Source organism: Ectothiorhodospira lacustris (assembly GCF_022227845.1).
GTDB classification, from domain to species: Bacteria; Pseudomonadota; Gammaproteobacteria; order Ectothiorhodospirales; family Ectothiorhodospiraceae; genus Ectothiorhodospira; species Ectothiorhodospira lacustris.
The window spans coordinates 56,592-78,871 of record NZ_JAJNQN010000019.1; the positions used below are offsets into that span (position 1 = coordinate 56,592).

At 62.1% G+C, this 22,280-nt stretch carries 21 protein-coding genes; 5 read left to right on the plus strand and 16 right to left on the minus strand.

Features of this window, described 5'->3' with window-relative positions; translation table 11 throughout:
- Nucleotides 1-12 precede the first annotated feature (12 nt).
- From mfd to LQ956_RS13145, 7 genes are all read right to left on the minus strand, one after another.
- Complete coding sequence (gene mfd / locus LQ956_RS13115; protein ID WP_238630120.1) at nt 13-3,489, minus strand: transcription-repair coupling factor; 3,477 nt, start codon at nt 3,487-3,489, stop codon at nt 13-15.
- Between the two features lie 118 nt (nt 3,490-3,607).
- Entirely contained in the window at nt 3,608-3,811 is a 204-nt protein-coding gene (locus LQ956_RS13120) for a YgaP family membrane protein (RefSeq protein WP_238622451.1), read from the minus strand.
- Between the two features lie 112 nt (nt 3,812-3,923).
- Nucleotides 3,924-4,799 (minus strand): carbon-nitrogen hydrolase, encoded by an 876-nt coding sequence (locus LQ956_RS13125; protein ID WP_238622452.1) that lies wholly within the window; start codon nt 4,797-4,799, stop codon nt 3,924-3,926.
- A 73-nt stretch (nt 4,800-4,872) separates the two neighbouring features.
- A complete protein-coding gene (locus LQ956_RS13130; protein ID WP_238622453.1) occupies nt 4,873-5,283 on the minus strand; it encodes a hypothetical protein in 411 nt (136 codons plus the stop codon).
- Nucleotides 5,284-5,748: 465 nt separating this feature from the next.
- The gene (locus tag LQ956_RS13135) at nt 5,749-5,922 is read right to left on the minus strand and encodes a hypothetical protein (protein ID WP_430733421.1); all 174 of its coding nucleotides are present in this window, start codon (nt 5,920-5,922) and stop codon (nt 5,749-5,751) included.
- 84 nt (nt 5,923-6,006) lie between these two features.
- Nucleotides 6,007-6,792: a DUF364 domain-containing protein gene (locus LQ956_RS13140; protein ID WP_238622454.1), complete on the minus strand. Its 786-nt coding sequence runs from the start codon at nt 6,790-6,792 to the stop codon at nt 6,007-6,009.
- The gene (locus LQ956_RS13145) at nt 6,789-7,628 is read right to left on the minus strand and encodes a sulfite exporter TauE/SafE family protein (RefSeq protein WP_238622455.1); all 840 of its coding nucleotides are present in this window, start codon (nt 7,626-7,628) and stop codon (nt 6,789-6,791) included. Before LQ956_RS13145 ends, LQ956_RS13140 begins: the two co-directional genes overlap by 4 nt.
- 313 nt (nt 7,629-7,941) lie before the next feature.
- On the opposite strand from LQ956_RS13145, the gene modA (LQ956_RS13150) reads away from it, so the two are divergent.
- From modA (LQ956_RS13150) to LQ956_RS13165, 4 genes are read left to right on the plus strand one after another with little or no spacing between them, the layout of a single operon-like run.
- Complete coding sequence (gene modA / locus LQ956_RS13150; protein WP_238622456.1) at nt 7,942-8,649, plus strand: molybdate ABC transporter substrate-binding protein; 708 nt, start codon at nt 7,942-7,944, stop codon at nt 8,647-8,649.
- A complete protein-coding gene (locus tag LQ956_RS13155; RefSeq protein WP_238622457.1) occupies nt 8,649-9,317 on the plus strand; it encodes a molybdate ABC transporter permease subunit in 669 nt (222 codons plus the stop codon). The genes modA (LQ956_RS13150) and LQ956_RS13155 overlap by 1 nt, the downstream gene beginning before the upstream one ends.
- Nucleotides 9,314-10,357, plus strand: a complete 1,044-nt coding sequence (locus tag LQ956_RS13160; RefSeq protein ID WP_238622458.1) for an ABC transporter ATP-binding protein — start codon at nt 9,314-9,316, stop codon at nt 10,355-10,357. Before LQ956_RS13155 ends, LQ956_RS13160 begins: the two co-directional genes overlap by 4 nt.
- A gap of 20 nt (nt 10,358-10,377) precedes the next feature.
- Nucleotides 10,378-10,770: a hypothetical protein gene (locus LQ956_RS13165; protein ID WP_238622459.1), complete on the plus strand. Its 393-nt coding sequence runs from the start codon at nt 10,378-10,380 to the stop codon at nt 10,768-10,770.
- 59 nt (nt 10,771-10,829) lie between these two features.
- Here the strand turns inward: LQ956_RS13165 and LQ956_RS13170 are convergent, their stop codons facing one another.
- The 7 genes from LQ956_RS13170 to LQ956_RS13200 all read right to left on the minus strand — a co-directional run bounded on the left by LQ956_RS13170 (nt 10,830) and on the right by LQ956_RS13200 (nt 19,397).
- Entirely contained in the window at nt 10,830-11,357 is a 528-nt protein-coding gene (locus tag LQ956_RS13170; RefSeq protein WP_200175548.1) for a molybdopterin-dependent oxidoreductase, read from the minus strand.
- Between the two features lie 53 nt (nt 11,358-11,410).
- A complete protein-coding gene (locus tag LQ956_RS13175; RefSeq protein ID WP_238622460.1) occupies nt 11,411-13,426 on the minus strand; it encodes a TonB-dependent receptor plug domain-containing protein in 2,016 nt (671 codons plus the stop codon).
- Nucleotides 13,427-13,530: 104 nt separating this feature from the next.
- Nucleotides 13,531-15,621, minus strand: a complete 2,091-nt coding sequence (locus LQ956_RS13180; RefSeq protein WP_238622461.1) for a TonB-dependent receptor plug domain-containing protein — start codon at nt 15,619-15,621, stop codon at nt 13,531-13,533.
- A gap of 348 nt (nt 15,622-15,969) precedes the next feature.
- Nucleotides 15,970-17,037, minus strand: coding sequence for a molybdenum ABC transporter ATP-binding protein (gene modC / locus LQ956_RS13185; protein ID WP_238622462.1), 1,068 nt, complete (start codon nt 17,035-17,037; stop codon nt 15,970-15,972).
- Nucleotides 17,034-17,732 (minus strand): molybdate ABC transporter permease subunit, encoded by a 699-nt coding sequence (gene modB, locus LQ956_RS13190; protein ID WP_238622463.1) that lies wholly within the window; start codon nt 17,730-17,732, stop codon nt 17,034-17,036. The genes modC and modB overlap by 4 nt, the downstream gene beginning before the upstream one ends.
- An 81-nt stretch (nt 17,733-17,813) precedes the next feature.
- Nucleotides 17,814-18,575 (minus strand): molybdate ABC transporter substrate-binding protein, encoded by a 762-nt coding sequence (gene modA, locus LQ956_RS13195; protein ID WP_238622464.1) that lies wholly within the window; start codon nt 18,573-18,575, stop codon nt 17,814-17,816.
- A 24-nt stretch (nt 18,576-18,599) separates the two neighbouring features.
- Entirely contained in the window at nt 18,600-19,397 is a 798-nt protein-coding gene (locus tag LQ956_RS13200) for a TOBE domain-containing protein (RefSeq protein WP_238622465.1), read from the minus strand.
- A gap of 354 nt (nt 19,398-19,751) precedes the next feature.
- On the opposite strand from LQ956_RS13200, the gene LQ956_RS13205 reads away from it, so the two are divergent.
- Nucleotides 19,752-20,927: an MFS transporter gene (locus LQ956_RS13205; protein WP_238622466.1), complete on the plus strand. Its 1,176-nt coding sequence runs from the start codon at nt 19,752-19,754 to the stop codon at nt 20,925-20,927.
- A 5-nt stretch (nt 20,928-20,932) separates the two neighbouring features.
- On the opposite strand, the gene LQ956_RS13210 is transcribed toward LQ956_RS13205, so the two are convergent.
- The gene (locus tag LQ956_RS13210; protein WP_238622467.1) at nt 20,933-21,286 is read right to left on the minus strand and encodes a TraR/DksA family transcriptional regulator; all 354 of its coding nucleotides are present in this window, start codon (nt 21,284-21,286) and stop codon (nt 20,933-20,935) included.
- A 78-nt stretch (nt 21,287-21,364) separates the two neighbouring features.
- Complete coding sequence (locus LQ956_RS13215; RefSeq protein ID WP_238622468.1) at nt 21,365-22,216, minus strand: universal stress protein; 852 nt, start codon at nt 22,214-22,216, stop codon at nt 21,365-21,367.
- Nucleotides 22,217-22,280: the final 64 nt, after the last annotated feature.

Genomic DNA, 22,280 nt, shown 5'->3' on the forward strand with positions numbered 1-22,280 from the left:
AGCGGCGCCGCCTCAGGCGGCATCCCGCTTCTGGCTCAAGGCATTGACCAGTCTCAGCACCGCCTGCACCCGCTGTTCCAGTGTGTCCATGGACTCAAAGAACCTCAGCTTGTCGGGGCCGTCGAGTCGATAGCCCTGAGGATCGGACTGAATCAGGCGGATGACGTCGGCCGGGTCCACGGCCGGGTCCGGGTGGAAGACCAACCGACCGCCCTGTGGGCCCAGTTCCAGCTTGCGAACGCCCAGTGGCTGCAATCTGAGCTTGAGACGGGCGGCTTCCACCAGATTTTTCGCCTGGGCCGGCAGCAGTCCGAAGCGGTCGATCATCTCCACTTCCATTTCGCGCAACTGCTCCTGATCGCGGCAACTGGCCAGCCGCTTGTAGAGGATCAGGCGGCCGTGGACATCCGGTACATAGTTGTCCGGTAGCAGGGCCGGCAGCCCCAGGTCCACCTCGGTGGTCTCGCCGGCGCCGGTTTCCAGGTCCGGGATCTTGCCTTCCTTGAGCGCTTTCACCGCCCGTTCCAGCAGTTCGTTGTAGAGGGTGAAGCCGATTTCCTGAATCTGGCCGCTCTGTTCATCGCCCAGCAGTTCGCCAGCGCCCCGGATCTCCAGGTCATGGCTGGCCAGGGTGAAACCCACCCCCAGATCTTCCAGGGATTCGATGGCCTCCAGACGCTTGACGGCATCCGGCGTCATGCCGGAGGGATGCGGCGTGATGAGATAGGCGTAGGCCCGATGATGACTGCGTCCGACACGTCCCCTGAGCTGATGAAGTTGTGACAGGCCCAGCTTGTCTGCTCGGTCAATGACGATGGTATTGGCCGTGGGTACGTCGATACCGGTCTCGATGATGGTAGTGCATACCAGGATGTTGTAGCGCCGGTGGTAGAAGTCCAGCATCACCTGTTCCAGTTCCTTCTCCCGCATCTGTCCATGGGCGATGCCGATGGTGGCGGAGGGAATCAGTTCTCCCAGTTCCCGTGCCGTCTTCTCGATGGTGTCCACCTGATTGTGTAGGTAGTAGACCTGACCGCCGCGCCGGATCTCGCGCAAGCAGGCCTCCTGGATCAGGGCGTCGTTGCGCTGGCTGACGAAGGTCTTGATGGCCAGCCGCTCTTCCGGGGGGGTGGCGATGATGGACAGGTCCCGCAGCCCCGACAAGGCCATGTTGAGGGTGCGAGGGATGGGGGTGGCGGTGAGCGTGAGCATGTCCACCTCGGCCCGCAGGGCCTTGAGCCGTTCCTTGTGCCGGACCCCGAAACGCTGTTCCTCGTCGATGATCACCAACCCCAGGTTCTTGAACTTGAGATTGCCCTGGATCAGCTTGTGGGTGCCGATGACGATATCCACGCGCCCGTCTTCCAGCCCTTCCATCACCGTCTGCTGTTGTTTCTGGGAACGGAACCGGGACATGGATTCGATGCGGATGGGCCAGTCGGCAAAGCGGTCGCGGAAGTTCTGATCATGTTGCTGGGCCAGCAGGGTGGTGGGTACCAGCACCGCCACCTGCTTGCCGTCCTGCACCGCCACGAAGGCGGCACGCATGGCCACCTCGGTCTTGCCGAAGCCCACGTCGCCGCAGACCACCCGGTCCATGGGGCGTTCCGAGGCCATGTCCGCCAGCACGGCCTCGATGGCGGAGAGCTGGTCCGGGGTTTCCTCGAACGGGAAGGCGGCGGCAAAGGCCGCGTACTCATCGCCGTGAGGCTGGTAGGCATACCCTTTGCGGGCAGCACGCCGGGCATAGATGTCCAGCAGTTCCGCCGCCACGTCCCGTGCCTTTTCCGCTGCCTTGCGACGGGCCTTGACCCAGGCATCCGTTCCCAGTTTGTGCAGCGGGGCGTGTTCCGGATCGGCACCCGTGTAACGGCTGATCAGATGCAGGGAGGAGACGGGGACGTAGAGCTTGTCACCGCCGGCATATTCCAGGGTGAGAAACTCGGTTTCCTGACCGCCGACGGTGAGTGTCTGCAGACCCAGATAACGGCCCACCCCGTTGTCTTCATGGACCACGGGCGCGCCGGGATGCAGGTCTGTCAGATTGCGGATGACTGCATCCGCATCCCGGGTGGGGCGGTTGCGGCGTCGTTCCTGACGGGCCCGCCGGCCGAACAGGCTGGACTCGGTGAGGACGGCCAGGCCGGCTTCAGGCAGATACAGGCCGTCATCCAGCGGCGCTACGGTCATGCACAGGGGATGTTCTGCCGTCAGGAAGGCCTGCCAGGAATCCACCGGGGTAGGCAGGATACCGAACGGACGCAGGGTATCCAGCAGGACTTCCCGCCGCCCGGCGGATTCGGCCGTGAACAGGACGCGTCCTGTAAAGCTCTGCAGAAATTGCTGCAGGGCCAGGGCAGGATCGTTCTGGCGGGGATGAATCCGCAGGTCGGGCAGGGCCGCGGTTTCCAGGTTGCACAGGCCCGCTCCGATATCGGCCAATGCCATGGCCTGGATCTGCAGTTGCCGGCCTTGTGCCCATTGCCGGGACAGCGTCTCTTGATCCAGGAACAGGGTCGCGGGGGGCAGCAGGGGACGTTCCCTGTCGTGTCGGCGCTGTTCGTAGCGATGGGCCACCTGCTCGGCAAAGCTACGGGCGGCTGTGTCTGTGTCACCCGCCTGGATGAACAGGGTGTTGCCGGGCAGGTAGTCGAACAGGGTCTCGGTATGATCGAAAAACAGGGGCAGGTAGTATTCGATCCCCGCCGGGGCGGCCCCCTGGCTCACCTCGCGATAGATCAGACTGGCCTGGGGATCACCTTCAATGAGAGTGCGATAGCGCTGGCGAAAGCCCTTGATGCCGGCCTCGTTCATGGGGAACTCATGGGCCGGCAATAGGCGGATTTGGGGAACGGGGTCCTGGGAGCGCTGGCTCTCGGGGTCGAAGGTGCGGATGGACTCGATCTCGTCATCCATCAGATCGATACGATAAGGGACCCCGCTACCCATGGGAAACACGTCCAGCAGGGCGCCTCGGACCGTGTATTCACCATGCTCCATGACCTGATTCACATGCCGGTAGCCCGCCTCTTCAAAGCCGCTTCTGAGCTTTTCCCGGTCGATGCGTTCCCCCTGGGACAGGAACAGACACTGGGACTGCAGCCAGGCCCGGGGTGCCAGGCGCTGCATGAGGGTGTTCACCGGGATGATCAGTGCGCCGCGCTTGAGGGAGGGCAGCCGGTGCAGGGTTTCCAGACGTCGGGAGACGATGTCTTCATGAGGAGAAAAGACATCGTAGGGCAGGGTCTCCCAGTCGGGCAGGGCGAGGATGGCCTCTGCGTCGTTCAGGAAAAAAGCCAGCTCCAACTCCAGGCGTTCGGCGATCTGGGTATCGGGAGTGACCACGACGGTCAGGCCCTGATGCCGTTCCAGGGCGGTAGCCACGGCCAGACCCAGGGCGGCACCATAAAGCTGCCCCCAATGGGCACACTGGGTTTCACGGGGCAGGGCGGGGGGATTGAGGGGGGTAAAGGTCTTTGACTGATCCATCCTGACTGCGGCCCGGCGGTTTTATTGATGAGCGCAGATTATACCCTGATGGGCAGGAGGCGTCGGCAGAAGAGGAAGGGCCGCCCCGCCGGGGCGGGGCGGCGGCGACTCAGGAGGATTAGGATTCCTTGTCGTCGGTTCTGATGTTGAGCAGGGTGTAGGCCGGGCACCAGCTCATGAGGGCGCTGGCCAGCGGGATCAGACCCAGCCAGCCCCAAGGGGTCTGAGGGCCGACGAAGACGAGGGCAATCAGGCCCAGGCCGACCACGATACGGATCATACGATCAGTGGAACCCATGTTCTTCAGTTCTTCCAGATTCATCAGCGTGCTCCTTGGATTGGACAGCGTCGTACCATCATAGTGGTTATGGGGCTATTCTGATTGACGAAGGACAGGATTTTTGGAATTGATTCTTCTTTCCGGCGTCGCAGGATTAGTCCCGGTAGCGCTTGAGAAGATCCCCGTAGGCATCGATCCGCCGGTCTCGCAGGTAGGGCCAGATTCGCCGCACCGCCTCGCTGCGTGCCTTGTCCACATCCACGACCAAGACCTGCTCCTCCGTCTCCGAGGCTTGGGCCAGGAACTCCCCCTGGGGACCGCAGACAAAGCTGGAACCCCAGAACCGGCTGCCGGCGGTGACCCCGGACGGGTCCGGTTCAAACCCCACCCGGTTACAGGCTGCCACCGGAATTCCGTTGGCCACCGCATGGGCGCGCTGCACCGTGATCCAGGCCTCCCGCTGACGAGCCTGTTCATCGGCCCTGTCATTGGGGTCCCAGCCGATGGCGGTGGGATAGATCAGCAGCTCCGCCCCGGCCAGGGCCATGAGCCGCGCTGCCTCCGGAAACCACTGATCCCAGCACACCAGCACCCCCAGGCGTCCCACACGTGTGTCCACTGGCTCGAATCCCAGATCCCCCGGGGTGAAATAGAACTTCTCGTAATAGCCGGGATCGTCCGGGATGTGCATCTTGCGATAGACCCCGGCCAGGCGCCCGTCGCTGTCCAGTACCACGGCGGTGTTGTGATACAGGCCGGGGGCACGCCGCTCGAACAGGGAGCCGACGATGACCACCCCCAGCTCCGCCGCCGCCTCGGACAGGGCCTGAGTGCTGGGGCCGGGAATCGGCTCGGCCAGGTTGAACAGCTCGGTATCCTCCGTCTGGCAGAAGTACAGGCCGGTGTGCAACTCTTGCAGGATAACGAGCTCGGCCCCTTGGGTGGCGGCCTCGCGGATGCCCCGCAGGCTCTTGCCCAGGTTGGCCTGGGTATCGTCCGAGTTGGAATGCTGGATCAGTGCGATGCGCATGATGAGGGTCTGGGTCGGTTCAATGGTTGTGGAAGTTGTATAAAACAGGAGGGTATCGAGCCTCGTATCAACATCAACCGGAGCGCAGGGAATGCCGGTCCGGTGCCCGCGGACCCTTGCGGGTCGCCAGATAAAAGTGGAACAGGGCCAGACAGAACATGAGCAGGCTCATCAGCATGGCGCCCCGGTAGGGGCCGAAGAAGATCCATGCGCCCAGCACCAGAAAGGCGATGCCTGTACTGCCCTGGATGATGAGTTTCTTCATGCGTCCCGTATTCCAGGTGGACATGGTGATGAACCACCAGCCCATGGGCAGACCGGGGGCGCAGAACAGCACTACCAGCTGCCGGAGGACCCCTTCCAGATGTCCGAGGGCCAGGTGAATGCCCAGGCTACCGGCCATCAGCAGCACTACACCGACGGCGGCGATCCGGTAGCTGGGCTGGCGGGAACGAAACCAGGGGCGTTTTACCGGTGTATTCATTGAGCTTGTATACCTCCAAGGATGTTCTGAACAAGTCATTCCCGCGTATTCCCGACCGTCACGCCTGTGCAATTCCCGCATCAAAATCGCCATTTCCACGCAGGCGAGAATCCTGAGTCAATCGAAAACAGACTACGTACCCTAAATCGTCATTCCCGCGAAAGCGGGAATCCAGTCACAGGCCGACAATTCCAGACTCCCGCTTTCGTGGGAGTGACGGCAGTGGGGTTATTCGTGTGTCCCAAAAAATTAAATGCCCAAGCAGCAGATATTGGTAGATCCCAATGCGGGCTGAGCGCCATACCCCTTTGGATCAATCGGGGCAAAAAGCGTTCAGAGGCCGGACCTGTATGCCTTAATCAAGCCTTTGCAAAACAGGGTTGCACCATAACCGAATCATGAGCAGGCTGACAGGGGAAAAGGCGATGGCCCGCCGGGATCGTTGGGGGCCAGCAGCATCAATGCCTAGGCCAGGATGGGGATGAGCACAAAGTTGCCCAGCACGGCCGCGGCAAGAAACCGCCCGTCCCGGAAGGCATCTCGCAGGTGGTTCAGCGGCACCAGGGTGAAGGTGGCGTACAGCATCAGGCCCAACACGGGCCACAGCAGATGTTCCAGCACCGATCCGGCCGCCGGCAAGGTAGACGAAGACCTGGCGGCGTTCCAGGGCCTGGCGGTTCAAGTGACACCTCTCTTTATAAGTGCTTTCTGAGGGCAAGAGTTTCATCTTTCAGGGACGTGGTTACCGTTTTGTCCCAGAGAGGCCACAGCATAGCCGACACCGGTTTCGAAGATGCGGGTGCCGCCCCCTTCGCCTATCGTTCTGCGCAGACTCGTGCCGTCCACCACGCGGGCCCCCGCCAGATAATCCACGCCCCAGTCCGCCAACTCCCCGAGCCAGGGCAACGTGGGGCCCATGAGTACCAGAGTGGCCTCCCGGGCACAGGCGACCAGTCGGGGGAAAGTCTTGTTGATCAGGCTGGTGGCGGTGAGGAACACCCAGTCTGCTTCCGCCAGTACAAATTCGGCGGCCTGGGCGGGCAGATCCTCGGGGCCGGGCTGGCATTCCAGTACCGTGAGGTGCCAGTCCAGCTGAAGGCTGTCCAGGCCAGGATAGCGGCCCACTACCACCACGCGGCGGCCGGCGAGTCGTGGGGCGAAATGCTCGAATACCGCCAGGTTGGCGGAGCCCTGAACATGGATGGGCATTGCCCTGGCCGCCAGCTGGGAGGTCGGGTTGATCACCGCGTTGATGGCGGCCATCCCCACACAGGCCTCGTGGGGATTCCAGGAACGTATCCACGGGCTCAGTGCCCCCACGGAGCGTCCGGCCAGTGTGCCCGGCCAGGGCAGGGTGCGGGTGCCCCGGGTTGGACTCATGGCCAGCCCAAACCCCCGATCCGTTTCGCACAGGGTCCAGGTCAGGCCGATGAGCACCTCGTGGATGCGAGCGTTGTCGGCGGCGGCATCTTCCAGCAGTTCGTAGATCGACCAAGGGCTCGCGTTCATCGGCCTGCCTTCCGGGGGGTACGCAATTTCACCATGGCCAGCTTCCAGGCAGAGATGAGCAGGATGATCCCCAGCAGGACATGCAGGGCCGTGCTGGGGGTGTACACCATCAGCAGGGCACCGATCAATGCGCCCAGGATCGAGCCCGCCGCCATCCAGCCGATGAAGCCGCCGAACTGCTGGAGTTCGCCGAAGGTCTGCCTCGCGCGATAGCGGGACAGGCCCATGAGGATGGTGGGAATACTGATGGCCAGACTCAGGCTCCCCGCTACTTTGATGTCCAGCCCATACAGCAGCAGGATGGTGGGAATGATGAGTTCTCCACCAGCCACCCCGAGCATGCTGCTGAACAGTCCGATGACGATCCCGGCGAAAAACCCCAGTACCACCGCCACCGGTAGGGGAATGTCCAGCCCCAGTCCGCTGAATATGAACTCATGACCGATGAGTACCGCGCTGAGGAAGACCAGAAACACTACCACCACCTGGGTCAGCAGGCGCTCATTGACCCGGGTGGCGAAATGTACCCCCATCCAGGAGCCGATCAGGGAGCCGGAAAGGATGTTTGCCACCACCCACAGATAGGGCAGCAGTTCGGCGATGCCCGTCATGCCGATGCGAAACAGAAAGGCAAAGATCACCGTGACCAGGCTGACCATCAGATTGATGATGATGGCGTCCAGCATCTTGAACCGGAAGATGGCCGCCAGTACCGGCAGACGAAATTCCGCCCCGCCCAGCCCGATCAATCCCCCGAGGCTGCCGATACCGGCACCCCACCCAAAGGCCGGGCCGTGGAATGCTCTTGAACGTGATGTGTTGTCCGGTTGCGCCATCGATACTCCCCCATGAAAACCTGAAACGAATGATCGGGTACTTTTCAGTGGGGTTTAAGCAATATTCGAGCCATGGATTGTTACCCGTCATGGACTGTGTCCCGATCATGTTTTTTATGTTGCGTTGTATACAAGAGGACACAACGGGGTGTCATTTCAGACAAAGGCAACCGTTTGCGCCCTCTCCGGGTGACCGCCAAACACCATGGCAGCGGGGTTTCATCGCCACTGCATGGTCACTGACAAGATGGCCCGCATCCTGCAGTCCATCATCTGAATCGAGCCCATCACCCATGTCGTCCGGAGATACCCGATGAGAATTCTGACCCTGCTTGCCTTGCTGTGTTACAGCCTGACGCTTCAGGCCGCCGAGGTCATGATCGCCGCCGGTGCGGGATACAAAAGGCCATTGATGGAAGTGTATGCGGCCTTTACCGATCACTCGGGTCACAAGGTGGAGGCCGTTTTCGGCAATATGCAGCAGATCACGGCCCAGACCCGGAGCAGTGGTCGTGTGGACCTGGTGGTCGGTGAACTGGGATTCCTGCGGCAGACCGGGCTGTTTGAGAATTTCGTACCGCTGGGCACCGGCAGGCTGGTGCTGGCCTATGCCGTTCAGCCGCGCGATGGATACAGGGAGCTTCTGGCCGAGGATGTGCGCAGGATCGCCCTGCCTGATCCCGCTAAGGCCATCTTCGGAATGGCGGCCATGCAGTTTCTCCAACGTAGCGGTTTGCTGGAGGGGGTGCAAGAGAAGCTGATGCCCATGGCCACCGTGCCCCAGGTCTCGGCACATCTGGTGGCCGGCACCGTGGACGCCGGATTCATCAACCTGACCGACGCCCTCGGGCTGGGCGAGAGGATCGCCGGTTTCGAAGAACTTCCCACGCAATATTATGACCCGCCAACGATCGTGCTGGCCCATCCCAAGGACCGGCCCATGGGGGAGGCGGTACAGGCCTTTGCGGCATTTCTGACCACGGAGCAGGCCCGGGCCATCCTTGCTCGGCACGGGCTGTGATGGGCGAGACCTTCGCTTGTTCTCCCGGCGCCTGGTGGCTGAGCCTGCAGGTGGCCGGGGTTGTGCTGGTCCTGTTTCTGACTCTGGGAATCGGGCTGGCCTATGTGCTCACATTGCCCATCCCCTTGCGAGGATTGCTGGACAGCCTGGTGTCTCTACTGCTGGTCTTCCCCCCGATTGCCGTCGGCTTCGTCCTGCTGATGATATTCAGCCGGCACGGCCCGGTGGGGGGGTGGCTGGATGAGATGCTGGGCTGGAATATGGTGTTTTCATTCCCTGCCCTGGTGCTCGCCGCCTTTATTGCCGGCCTGCCCCTGGTGGTCAAACCGATCCAGGCCGCCATCGAAGGCAGTGCCAGGGATCTGGTGGAAGTGTCACAGACGCTGGGCAAGGGGCGCATGGCCACCTTGATCCTGGTGGTAATTCCGGCGGTCCGGGGCAGCATCGTCGCCGGGTTGGTCCTAGGCGTGGGGCGCTCCTTCGGCGAGGTGGGTATCACGCTGATGCTGGGCGGTAACATCATCGGTGCCACCGAGACCCTGTCCCTGGCCATCTACAACCATGTCCTGGATGGTGATTTCACCTGTGCCGGCCACGTCTCGGCCATGCTGGGCGGGGTGTCCCTGCTCCTGTTCCTGTTGTTGCAGCACTTCGGAGTCCGTCGATGAGCGGGCTCATGGCCGATGTGCGCTTTCGGCACCGGGGATTCTCTCTGGATGTGGCGCTGGGTGTGCCTCCGGGCGGGGTCACGGCCCTGCTGGGGCCTTCGGGATGCGGCAAGACCACGCTGCTGCGTCTGCTGGCGGGCCTGGAAAGGCCTGGCGACGGTGTCATCCAGCGGGGGGACCGGATCTGGTTTGACTCCTCAAGGCGGGTCCACCTGCCCACCCGTCGGCGGCGGGTGGGGTTCATGTTCCAGCAGTACGCCCTGTTTCCCCATCTGACGGTGGCCGGCAACATCGCCTTCGGCCTGCCGTCGAAGCGGGACCACCTCGCCAGGGTCAATCTCTGGCTGGAGCGTCTGCACCTGCAGGGGCTGGAAAGGCGCTACCCGGGATCACTCTCCGGTGGACAGAAACAGCGGGTGGCCCTGGCGCGGGCGTTGGCCCCGGAACCGGACGTGCTGTTGCTGGACGAACCCTTCTCCGCCGTGGATCAGGGGTTGCGACGGGATTTGCGTCTGCTGTTTCAGGAGGTCATCGCCGCCCAGGGCATCCCGGTGATCGTCGTCACCCATGACCTGGATGATGCCCGTTACATCGCTGATCGTGCAGGCGTGATGATCCAGGGGCGATTGCGTCGTCTGGGTCCCACCGAGCAGGTCTTTGCCCAGCCTGGGGATGTTCAGGTGGCCCAGGTGCTGGGCTGGAGCAATCTGCTGCCGGTGGCCGGTGTGGACCAGGGACATGCCTGGGGGGGCTGGGGGCGGTTGCCGTTGCCTGCGTCCGCCCGAGGCAGGCATCTCGACCGTCTGGCTGTCCACCCTGAAGGCCCCCGTTTGGTGAGCGACGGCGATGGGTTGGCCGGGCAGGTGACTCGGGTGATGGGTCTGGGACGGCGTACGCTGGTGATCTGTCGCCTTGAGGATCGCACCCCGCTGCAGATCGTGCTGACAGATGGGTGTGCGGTGCCCCGGCTGGGGGAGTGCATGCATGTCCGGATCCCCCTTGATTGTGTCACCCCATTGCACAATGGATCGCTGCCATAGGGCGGCAAGGAGAGGAATACATGGCTGTATTGCGTTGTCGTTTCGGGGAGATCTTCCCTGGTGGACGCTCCCGGGACTGTGTGCCCCGCTGCTGGTTTGAGCTGGAAAACCCCTGGCTTGACCGGGCGGTCAAACCCTACGGTTTCAAGGTATTCCAGGAGCACGAAGTCATGGCGCGGCGTGTGCTGGGACATGACCGGGCGGGCACGGCCTGTTTTCATGCCTATGATTACCAGCTGACCGAACCCCGTTCGGATGATGACATGGAGTTCTACGCAGCGGTCACCTACGCGGAGTCACTGGTTGCCTGGCGTCTCCTGGACGGCCGCTGGCTGGTGCGCCATCAGGTGATGCCGTTCGGGGATGAGGGCGAGGGGAGCATACAGATACGTCTGACCCGGCGGATGCCCTGAATCGTCACGGGGTGCCGGCATTACCGGCCCCCGTGGAGCGACTTTCGGCCTTTATCGAATCAATCGGCGATCTGGACGACCTCGATCTCGTTGAGCCATTTCACATGACGCGGCCCGGTGCGGGTATCCGTGGGTGTGATCAGTGCGATCAGGCCTTCGGCCTCACTCAAGGGTTCTCCCCCCTGGCCGTAGTACACCATGACCTCGTCACCGGCGGCGGCGTTGAAGACTTCCCCCCAGGAAAACACCACTTTGTAATCATCTGTGGCCTTGGCAACGAATACCATTTTGCGAAAATCCCTGGGGGATGCCGCTTTGAGCTGGGCCTTTTCCAGGATGTCTCGCAGCAACACCCCTTGCAGATCCTCCTTGGTGCCCCGGTGGATGCCGCGCATGCAGACCATGTCGACCTTTTCGATGTACTGGGTGTTCAGGGTCTGCAGATCGGCAACCGACAGGGTGAGGGGTTGTTCGACGGCGCCGGTGATGGTGATCGATTCCGATAGCCTGTGTGGGGCGTCGGCCGCGAATCCTGCGCCGGTGACGAGGGTGGCGATGATGAAAATGATGGATCTTGGAAATGGCATCGGAAATACCTCATGTTGTGGTGTGGGTGTAAACGGGTGGGTAATAAAAGCGGCTAGAATTCATAGCGGGCGTTGAAGAACCACATGCGCCCGGGACTGGGGAAGCCGCTGGATACCTCGTAGTCCTCATCGAACAGGTTGTCGACGCGGGCCTCCAGGCGCAGTTGTGGGAAGGGTTCGAAGGCCAGCCCCAGGTCTGCGGTGGTGTGGCCAGACAGCCGGATCGTGTCGGAATCCCACCGGCTGCTCTCGTTCTTCAGTACCAGCAGGATTTCCCAAGGGGCACTGGGGGTGTACGTCCCGTGGAGCAGGAGTTTTCGCTCCGGTACGCCGGTCAGGCGGGTGTCGGGATCGCTGCGATTGTCCCGATCCAGCAGGGTCAGGTTGCCTCCCAAACGCCACCGGGGACCGACATTTGAACTCAGAGCCAACTCCAGACCCTTGATTCTCACCTCTCCCACGTTCTGCATCTGGTAGCGGCCCGGTTCCACGTCGTCGACCCGTTGGATCAGATCCGTGACCTCGCTCATGAAGACCGCCGCTTCGAGCCGGGCCAGCGGCCAGAGGGAACCCTGGTACCCCAGTTCCGCATTGAGGGACCTCTCCTTCTGCAGATCAGGATTGGGAATGGCCGAACCCAGACGCAGGGAGTAGCGGTCCTTCAGCGTGGGGAAACGGGAATTGCCGGAGAGGCTGGCGTAGACCCGATGCAAGGGATCCAGGTCCCAGAAAAGCCCCAGCTGGGCGTTGGTGGCCGAGATGGCGTCGGGCTTGGGTACCGGATCGCTGGATTTGAAGACACGATCCGCCTGGAGTTCATGCCGGGACAGACCCAGGCTCAGTCGCAGGTCCTGGGCGAGCTGGATGGTGTTCTCCACACCGAGGCTCGTGAGGGTGTCTTCGAAGTGCTCCGTCAGCATCAGGGTGTTGTTTGCCTTGTGCTCATCCTGTTTGCGCATCGCGACCAGTGTCACCGCCTGCCGGGGCAGGCGAGCGGAATGCAGCTCCACGGCGCCCCCGGTGGTGCGGTCGTTGTAGATGCTTTTCCCGGCGGGACCGACGCTGCCTCGACCGCCGGTCCTGAGCTGCGAATAGGTGTCATCGGTGTACGAATGAACGGCGTTGTCGTAGGCATCGCGGTACAGGCGGGTTTTGATGGTCTCGTACTCACTGACCGCGGTGCTGGAGATGAAATACAGGCTTTCCTTGTCCCAATACGGCCATTGCCAGTAGCGGGCGGCATTCGGGTCGGTGGAGGGTGGCTGTCCTTTTTCCCCATTCTGCTGGTAGTAGCTCAGGGCGTACTCATCGGTGGCGTTGGGCTGCAGACCGATCTTCAATGAGAGTTTTTCATCCTTGCGATAGGCGTTTTCACGCAGTCCGCCGGATTCGGTGGGGGTGGACGTGAAATCCGAAGACAAGCGAAAACCATCGCTGTCGATCCAGGCATATCCCCCCTGCACGTACCAGTTCCCCTGGTGGCTGCCCACGTTGACGGCGGTGGAACGCTCGTTGCCTTGCCCGGCGCCCAAGGTGATGTTCCCTTCAAAACGCTGCTGAGGTTTCCTGGACACCAGATTGATGGCCCCACCCAGGGTATTGGGCCCATAGACCACGGAACTGAACCCCTTGGCCACCTGGATGGCAGCCAGGTCGGCCGTGGTGAAGCGATTGAAATCGATGTAGCCGTCGTAGGGGACATAGACGGGGATGCCGTCGATGAACAGGGGGATCTGGCGTGCATCAAAGCCGCGGACATGCACGACCTGCTCGTTTCTGGAATTTGTTGAAACATGGATGCCGGGCAATAAATCCAGGGCCTGACCCACCGTGTTGCGATTGAAGTGGCGGAACTCGTGCAGGGTGAGGACCGATGAGGCCTGATCCGTGGGCATGCCACCCAGCTCCTGCCTCTGTGGTGCCACATGGATGGTTCCCAGTTCATAGATCGGCATCGCGTTGTCCGCAGGGGCTTGGGGTGTGGTGCCCAGCAGGGTGATGCCGATGGCATATGCACATCGTCTGAAATGAGGCATGACCTGTTGCTCCTGATGGTGTTTGTGATTCATGGCGGTCAATCGCTATGTTTTCTTGTATATAACGACTGATGTGTCAGGCACGCAGCCGGCTCTCGACCCTCCGGATCGAGGTGCCGTGCCCCCCCAGGTATGTCTCAGTGTCGGTAACGCAGACCCAGGCGCAGGTAGCGTCCCGGATCGGCCAGCAGCGAGCTGTCGTTACTACGGTCGAACAGGTTGTCGATACCGGCAAACACTTCAATGTCCCGCTGCAGGTCCGGGAAGAAGGAAAGGGCCAGGTCCACCCGGTCGTAGGCTTCCAGGGCCTCGGTATTGTCGGTGTCGGCATACTGCCGGCCGGCGTGGTGCCAATTCAGGCTCCACATCCACGGGGTTGAGGGTGTCCAGGTGGCACCGAGCATGGCCAGGAATTCGGGGGAACTGGTTAGGGTGTTACCCGTGGTACGGTTTTCCGTATCCAGCCAGGTGGCGTTCCCCCGGAGGTGGAGGGCATGATGCAAACGCATCTCCGCACTGACCTCCAGGCCCTGAATGCGCGCCTCGGCCACGTTCTTGAAGGTCCGGTAGCGTTGCCCCGCAAGGGCATTGACCCAGATCGGCTCGATGCGATCATTGATGTCGCTGTGGAACAGGGTGATCCGGTGTCGGAACGTGCCCGCTTCTCCGCTTAATCCCAACTCCCAGGTCTCGTTGGTCTCCGGGCGCAGGATGTGGGCTTCCTTGCCCAGCGACGGTTCGATGAGTAAGGCACCCAACTGCCGCTCGCCGTTGGGCATCAGGTGGTCCACCAGCAAATCCCTTTCCTGGGGCACCTTGAATCCCTGGGCATAGTTGATGTTGATCCCCAACCCCGGTGTCAGTCGATAGACCCCGCCGACCTTGAAAGAGGTCTCCTGATAATCGATGTTGGTGTCATCCAGCCTAGCCCCGTACACCACGTCCAGATGGGGAGTGACGGCCCACTCATGCTGGGCAAACAGGGCGGATTCCTCTCGTCTGCCGGTAAAGGCGCTGGCCGTCCTTTCCCGGTATTCGCTGCCGACGGTGAACCGATGGGGCTGGCTGGGAGCCCAGCGGCCGATGATTTCGTGTGTATCCATCTCGATCTTCTGCCCGAACCCTCCCGACTCGGTCTGGTCGGCGCTGGTAAAGCCGATGTCTTGGTAATGAATGACGTAGATGGAACGGTCCTTGTCGTAGTGACTGCGGGCCCATTGGTAGCGGATGTTCAGGTCATCCGTCGCCTGCCACTGGAGGTGGGCAGCGGTATTCAGGCGAGTGTTGTCATCGTCCCAGCGGGTGGGCAGACCGAAGACCGCGGGGCCGCCGAAGGCGGTATCCTGACGACCGCCGATATAGTTCTGGGATCGCTCTTCCAGGGTGTAGTCCAGGTCCACGCCCAACTGGAGGCGAGCCGTCGCCTGGTGCTGCAGGGACACCCCTGCGGTATAGACATCGGCTTGGTCGACCCGGGTGGCGTCCAGGGTGTATTCGTCGGGGATGGCTCTGATTTGCGGATTGTTGTGCTGGGAAGGCGGTGTGCGGCCGCCACCCACACCGACAGTGGTGCGCGTGCGTTCGGCAATGGGGTCGCGGCTGTCGGCCCCCAGGCGAAGCTGGACCTGGGTGCGGTCGCTGCCGCCGGAGAGTCCCAGGAACAAGGTACGGCGTTCCCCTTCTCCGTCCGTGGTCATGCCCCATTGGATATCGGCCTCGGCATTCAGGCCCGGACGTGGCTTGCGGGTGACGATGTTGATCACCCCGCCAAGGGCGTCGGAGCCATAGACCACGCTGGCAGGACCCTTGACGATCTCGATGCGTTCCACCTGGGTCATGAGGATGCGGTTGAATTCGTACTGACGACTGAATTCACCGGCCAGTCTTCGGCCGTTGATCAGGATGATCACGTCTTCCCGACTGGTGCCGCGAATCGAGAGGCTGCCGCCGTCCGGGCTGACGAAAACCCCTGAGGCCTCTCGCAATGCATCGGCCAGGGTGACGGCACCCCGTGCCTCCAGCATGGCACTGTCGATGACCTCGACGGAGCCGGGCGTGCGTTCCAGGGGGCGTTCACTGCCGGTACTGGCGGTGACGGTGATGGGTGTCAGTGCCCAAGGCGCCTCTTCGGCGTGGGTGGGACTCAAAGCCGATAACACGGCCAGGCCAAGTACCGTCCGTGGCCGAGGCAGGGCGGTTTTTCGGCCCTGGGTTTGGTGTTTTCTCATGAATGCCCCCGGTTTGCTTGTTGTTATGTACTCGGTGTGTGGTGATCCTTTTCCTCGTTATATTTTTTTTTATATAGCGATGGTCAAAATACGACCAGGCGTCCCGCCGGATTGCATTTAGCAGGAGTCATGCCATGGGCGGCCTGCTGAAGGAAAGGTCACGCAATTAAGGGGAAATGGCCATGAAAAAGGCCTTATATGCAGCGAAATGCGCAAACTGGAGGGGGTAGGTCAGGGCTGTGGATGAAGGGGGATTGATGGAGGGCACTGTAGCGTTGTATACAATGAAACATAACGATCCGTGGCATAACCGACAGCGGTACAAGAAAGATACCTGGGGGAATTCGCCTAAGTCACCGCCACACCCTTGACCATGGCCCATAGGGTCTGCCCCTTTTCCAGTGCCAGTTGTCGGCAGGAGCGCAGGCTGATACGGGCCAGCAGGGTCTGGCCACCGACATCCAGACTCAGGATCATATGTCCGGGGTGGGGGTCGTCACTGATCTCCGCGATCCGCACCTGAAGCGAGTTGAGGACGCTGCTGGCATCGGGGCGGGCCAGGGCCACGGACACATCCCTGGCCAGGATGCGTGCCCGCAGAGGGGCGCCGATGGCCCGCTGCTGACGGGAGATCAGCAGGCTGCCCCCGGCAAAGGTCACCTCCGTCAGGTGATCGGGTTCATGGTGGACGGCCACGGTGCCTTCGATGACCGCCGAGGCCTGTTCGCTGTGGGCCAGGGGCAGGTCGGTACGGGTCAGCAGGGTCTGCAACGGCCCCTGGGCCAGGGTGCGTCCCGCCTCCAGCAGTACCATGTGGTCCGCCAGACGGGCCACTTCCTCGATGGCGTGGCTGACATAGACCACCGGGATGGACAGTTCATCCCGTAGCCGCTCCAGATAAGGCAGAATCTCCCCCTTGCTGGTCACGTCCAGGGAGGCCATGGGCTCGTCCATCAGCAACAGTTGCGGGCTGGTGAGCAGGGCGCGGCCGATGGCCACCCGCTGGCGCTGGCCACCGGAAAGGGCGTCCGGATAGCGGGTTAATAATGTCTCCAGGCCCAGCAGACTCACCACGTCATCCAATTGTACGCGGCGTTCCCTGGCGGAGATGCGTTTGAATCCGTACAGCAGGTTGTTTTTTGCGGTGAGGTGAGGGAACAGGCTGGCCTCCTGGAACACATAGCCCAGGGGCCGTTGATGCACCGGGAGAAAGAATGTCGCATCCTGCCAGAGATCGCCGTTGAATTGCAGGCGGGCATCTTCAATGCGCTCCAGGCCGGCCAGGCAACGAAGGATGGTGGTCTTGCCGGAGCCGGAGCGCCCGAACAGCGCGGTGACGCCTTTCCCGGGGATCTGAAGATCCACATCCAGGGTAAAGTCACCCCGTTCCAGATGAAATTTTGCCTGAATGCTCATGACCCCACCCCCACCACCTTGAATTTCTTGTTCAATCCATAGACTGCCAGTAGCAGTGAGAAGGACAGCACCACCAGTATCAGGGCCAGGGCATGGGCCGACTGATAATCCATGGCTTCCACGTGATCGTAAATGGCGATGGAGGCGACCTGGGTCTGGCCGGGGATGTTGCCGCCGATCATGATGATGACGCCGAATTCACCCAGGGTATGGGCGAAGGACAGTACGGCGGCGGTGAGAAATCCCCGTCGGGCCAATGGCGCCACGATGGTGAAGAATCGATCCAGCGGCGATGCCCGCAAGGTAGCGGCTACCTCCAGCACCCGCGTCCCGGTTGCCTGAAACGCGTTGGTCAGCGGCTGCATGACAAAGGGCAGGGAATAGATCATGGAGCCGATCACCAGCCCGGTGAAACTGAAGGCCAGGTGGTTGAACCCCATGGATTCCAGCGTGCCGCCCACCCAGCCCCGGGGTCCCAGCAGGAGCAGAAGATAAAACCCGAGCACGGTGGGAGGCAGGACCAGTGGCAGGGTGACCAGGGCCTCCACAACCACCTTGCCCCGCCACCGGGTATGTGCAAGCCACCAGGCCGCCGGTGCGCACAGTACCAGTAATATGGTGGTGCTGATGACCGCCAGCTTGAACGTGACCCAGAGGGCCATAGTGTCTTGGGGGGAGAGTGAAATGGGCATCATGGGCCTGGGAATGTCCAATGGGCAGTCAAAACCCAGCCCGATACCCGGGACAATGCCGCCGGGTATCGGACCGGCGATGGGTCAGGGTATGCTGTAGCCTGCGGCCTCAATGACCCGCACGGCTTCCGGGCTGCGGATCCAGGCCATGAAGTCCCGGGCCACGTCCATGTCGATGGCCCGCTTGAGAATCACCGCCTGCTGTTCGATGGGATCGAACCACTCCGCTGGTGGAATCCAGTGGGATCCCGGAATGGTGCCATCGTTAGCCTTGACCTGGGCCAGGGCCACAAACCCCAGTTCCGCCGCGCCGGAGGCAATCTGCGAGTAGGCCTGTCCGATGGACTGGGCGCGCACCAGACGGCCCGCCCTGTCCAGGCTTTCCCAGATGCCCATGCCCGTGAGGATCTGCTGAGCGGCCACGCCGTAAGGGGCGTTTCGCGGATCGGCGATACTGAGGAAACGGTAGCTTCTGGAGCGCAGCAGTGTTTCCGGATCGTTGAGGTAACCTTCCCGGCTGGACCACAGCACGGGTACGCCCACGGCGTAGGTGAACCGGGAATCTTCCAGGGCCAGTTCATCTGCGACCAGTGTTTTGGCGCGCAGGGTATCGGCGGAGAAGAAAAGATCAAAGGGGGCGCCGTTGACGATCTGGGCATACAAGGCACCCGATGCCCCGGCGCTGAGATTGATCTTATGGCCGGTTTCGGCCTCGTAGGCGGCGGTGAGGGTCTGAAGGGTGCCCAGGAAGTTGGCGGCTACGGCGGCCCGAAGTTCAGCGGCGGAAGCGGTCGTGATGCCGGTGAACAGCAAGAATAGAAACAGGATGACGTGTCTTGGTTTCATGTTTGAGCCTCCAACAGGGTGGGTTCAGTCATTGATGGCCAGGATGACGTGGGGTGCCTTGATCAGGGCGCAGGCCCGAGCCCCCTGGGTGAGCCAGCCCTCGTCCAGGGCCTCCCGGGTGACGACGGCGGTGAGGCTGCGGCCATGGCCCAGGTCCAGCTTGACCTCTGCATTCACGGGGCCGGCCTCGATGTGGCTGACAACGCCCTGGAGGCGGTTACGGGCGGAAAAGCGCAGCGTGTCGGCCACTTCGCTCAGAATCACGAAGGAAGACTTGATCAGTGCATGGACTTCCCGGCCCACCTGCAGCCCCAGTTCCAGGCCGGCCTCATGGGTGACCACGGCGTGGATCTCCAGCCCATGGCCGATATCCACGGTGATCTCGTCGCTGACCGCGCCCTGCGTGACGCGGGAGATCTTGCCCTGGTAGTGGTTTCTTGCCGTTGTGCGCATGGATAGTTTCCTCATCAGTGTCCAGACATCGCCCAGTTCGCCCGTGGACCGGGCCATTTGCTGCAAAAATTGCTGGTACGCCTGTTCGGCGGCCCGGTACTGCGCAATCACCTGTTCGCCGTGGGCGGTCAGTCGGGTGCCGCCGCCGTGCTTTCCCCCCGCCTGCCGCAGCAGCAGGGGTTTGTCCGCCAGGTTGTTCATGGCGTCGATGGCGTCCCAGGCCGCCTTGTAGCTCATGCCAATGGCCCGGGCCGCGGCGGAGATGGAGCCGGTGGCGGCGATCTGCTCCAGCAACTGGATGCGGGCGCCGCCAAGGAAGGTCTGGCCGTGAAGCTTGAACCAGAACTGGCCGTCGATTTCAGGTTGCATGAGAGGTTCCTGACCGGGGTTCGTTATGTATTTCTGTATATAGCGCATGACAAGATAAATCCAGGCTCCAGTATGGCAAAGCACTTTGCGGGCCAATCCGGTATTTTTCTTAACTATTTATTTTTGAATGAATTTATTATTTCAGCCCCTGGGCTGTAAGGAGGGATTTGCGACAGTAACAGGGGGATGATCCAGTCCGTGTCGGAAAACCTACATTTTCCGGGTGATCAATTCGGCGGGAGGTGTGTCTGGAATAATGCGGTCTTTGACGTGTATTGATTTATTCTTATTCCTTGGCACTATATGGCGTTTCGCCAATGTTCTGGGGCATGGTATGGAGCCAATAGCAGACCGATGATCCTCGCCTTCCTGCGCCGTCATCCCCTGACCGTCATCGTGCTGGCCCAGCTTTGCGGCACATCCCTGTGGTTCAGCATCAATGGCGTCTGGTGGTCGATGGCCCCGAACCTGGGTCTGTCGGATGCAGACCTGGGTTATCTGACCCTGGCCGTACAGCTCGGATTCATTGTCGGCACGTTGACCATGGCTGCCACCGGGCTGGCGGATCGCTTTCACGCCAGTGTCATCTTCGCCGTGGCCTGTCTGTGCGGTGCGTTGGTCAATGGTGCCTTCCTGCTGGTGGCCGCTCAGCCGCCCTTTGATCTGCTGCTGCGGTTTCTGACCGGTCTTTGCCTGGCCGGGATTTATCCCCTGGGGATGAAACTGATCATCTCCTGGGTGCCCCGGCACGCGGGGGCGGCGCTGTCCTGGCTGGTGGGCATGCTGACCCTGGGCACGGCGTTGCCGCACCTGATGCAGGGGATGACGCTGGGCATGCCCTGGCAATGGCCTTTGCTGGGGGCCTCGGTGCTGGCGCTGCTGGGGGGCGTGCTGGTCCTGCTGTTGGGCGATGGTCCCCATCTGCCCAAGGCCGGTGGGAAAATCCCGCTACGCCAGGGACTTTCAGGATTGAAGATCCCGCGTTTTCGTGCCGTGGCCGGGGGGTATTTTGGTCATTGCTGGGAGCTTTATGCCTTCTGGATGCTGGTGCCGTTGCTGGTGGGGCGGGAGATCGGCCGTCTGGATGCCGCGGATGCCTGGATACCCTGGCTGGCGTTCGCCGTCATTGCCCTGGGATTTGCGGGGTGTGTGGGGGGCGGTGTGATCAGTCGTTACCGGGGGAGTGAGTGGGTGGCCCGTCGCGCCCTGGCGATGTCCGGTGCCCTGTGTCTGGCCTATCCCTTCCTGACCTGGGCACCGGCCGGTTTACTGCTGATCCTGCTGGCCCTGTGGGGTGTGGCGGTGATTGCCGATTCGCCCCAGTTTTCCGCCCTGGCGGCAGCCAATGCCCCGCGGGAGCTGGTGGGGTCATCGCTGGCGGTGATGAACGCCATCGGCTTTGCCCTGACGCTGCCCGCCATCTGGCTGACCAGCCTGTTGTGGGAACTGCAGGGTGCCTGGGTCATCCTGTGGCTGCTGCCGGGACCCGTGCTGGGCCTCTGGGCGATGCGGGGTTTGAAGATGGGTTGAAAAATTTACCCCGAATCCCGGTTTTCCGCGCAGGTGATGCACAGGGTGGCCGCCGGGTCCAGATCCAGGCGACGGGGGTTGATGGGCTCGCCGCAGTCCAGGCAATCCCCGTAGCTGCCGTCATCGCAGCGGCGCAGGGCGGCCTCGATGCGCAGCAGGGATTGCCGGGCCCTTTGTCGGGTGTTTTGCGCCATGGCCTGTTGTTGCAGGGCATCCATGCGGGACAGCCTGCCCACACTGGATTGGTCCAGCACCACGGTGGCGGTGGAGGCCTTGCGGGCATCCTCCAGGCCGAGGATATCATCCCGTGCAGCCAGCAGTCGGGTGCGATAATGTGTGATATCCGGTGGCTCTGCCATGCGTTTTAGTCCTTTATGCCGGGGCCGGCGTGATGCATGCGGCCGGCAACATCCCTGTTGCCGGCCGCACACCCACCCTCAGCGCAGGATCAGCAGGGCGATGGGTGAGTTCATGATCATCTTGGTGGTGGTGCTGCCGACGAAGAACTGACGCAGGCGGGAGTGTCCGTAGGCACCCATGGCCAGCAGGTGGATGTCGTGGGCCTGACGGTATGCGCAGACTTGCTCGCAGACCTCGCCGGGCTGGAGCACGGCCTTGACCGTAAATCCGTGGTTTTCCAGGGTGCGGTGGGCGTTGTCGAGCTTGGCCCGGTTGTCACCGCTGTCTTCACCCACCATGAGCAGATGCGCTTCCAGGCCCTTGAGCATGGGGCTCTGGGCCACCCGTTCCACCACCGTGTGCGCGGTGCTGCTGCCGTCGTAGGCGATCATGAACCGCTGTGGCTCCGTGAACTCCAACGGACAGACCAGTACCGCCCGCTTCACGGTGCGGATGATGCTTTCCAGGTGGGAGCCGATATGGCGGGCCACCTTGTCACCGTCCTGGCCTTGCTTGCCCACCACCAGCAGGCGGGCCTCTTCCTGTAGTTCATCAAGGGCCTCGGTGACCCGGTCATTGCGCAGTAGGCTGCCGGGGTCGGCAATGCCGGCCTGTTTCACCCGTTCCAGGGCGTCCGTCAGGATGGCGCGGCCCTGTTCACGGATCAGCTTGCCGCGCTTTTCCTCCGTTTCCACCATCTGCTGCAGCAGGGCTTCCCGCCCACCCAAGCTCAGGTTGCCGCTCAGATCCTTTTGCGACTCCGCATGGGGGTTGTGGACCACATGCAGCAGGGTCAGGGGGCTGTCCAGGCGCCGTGCGGCCCAGGCGGCGTGGTCACACACCGACAGGGAGGAGCGGGAACCATCGATACAGGCAATCACCTTGTTCATCAAAACGGCTTCCTTCTTCATAGAATCTCCGCAAGGAAACCCGCGATTTCAATCGCGGGAGGAG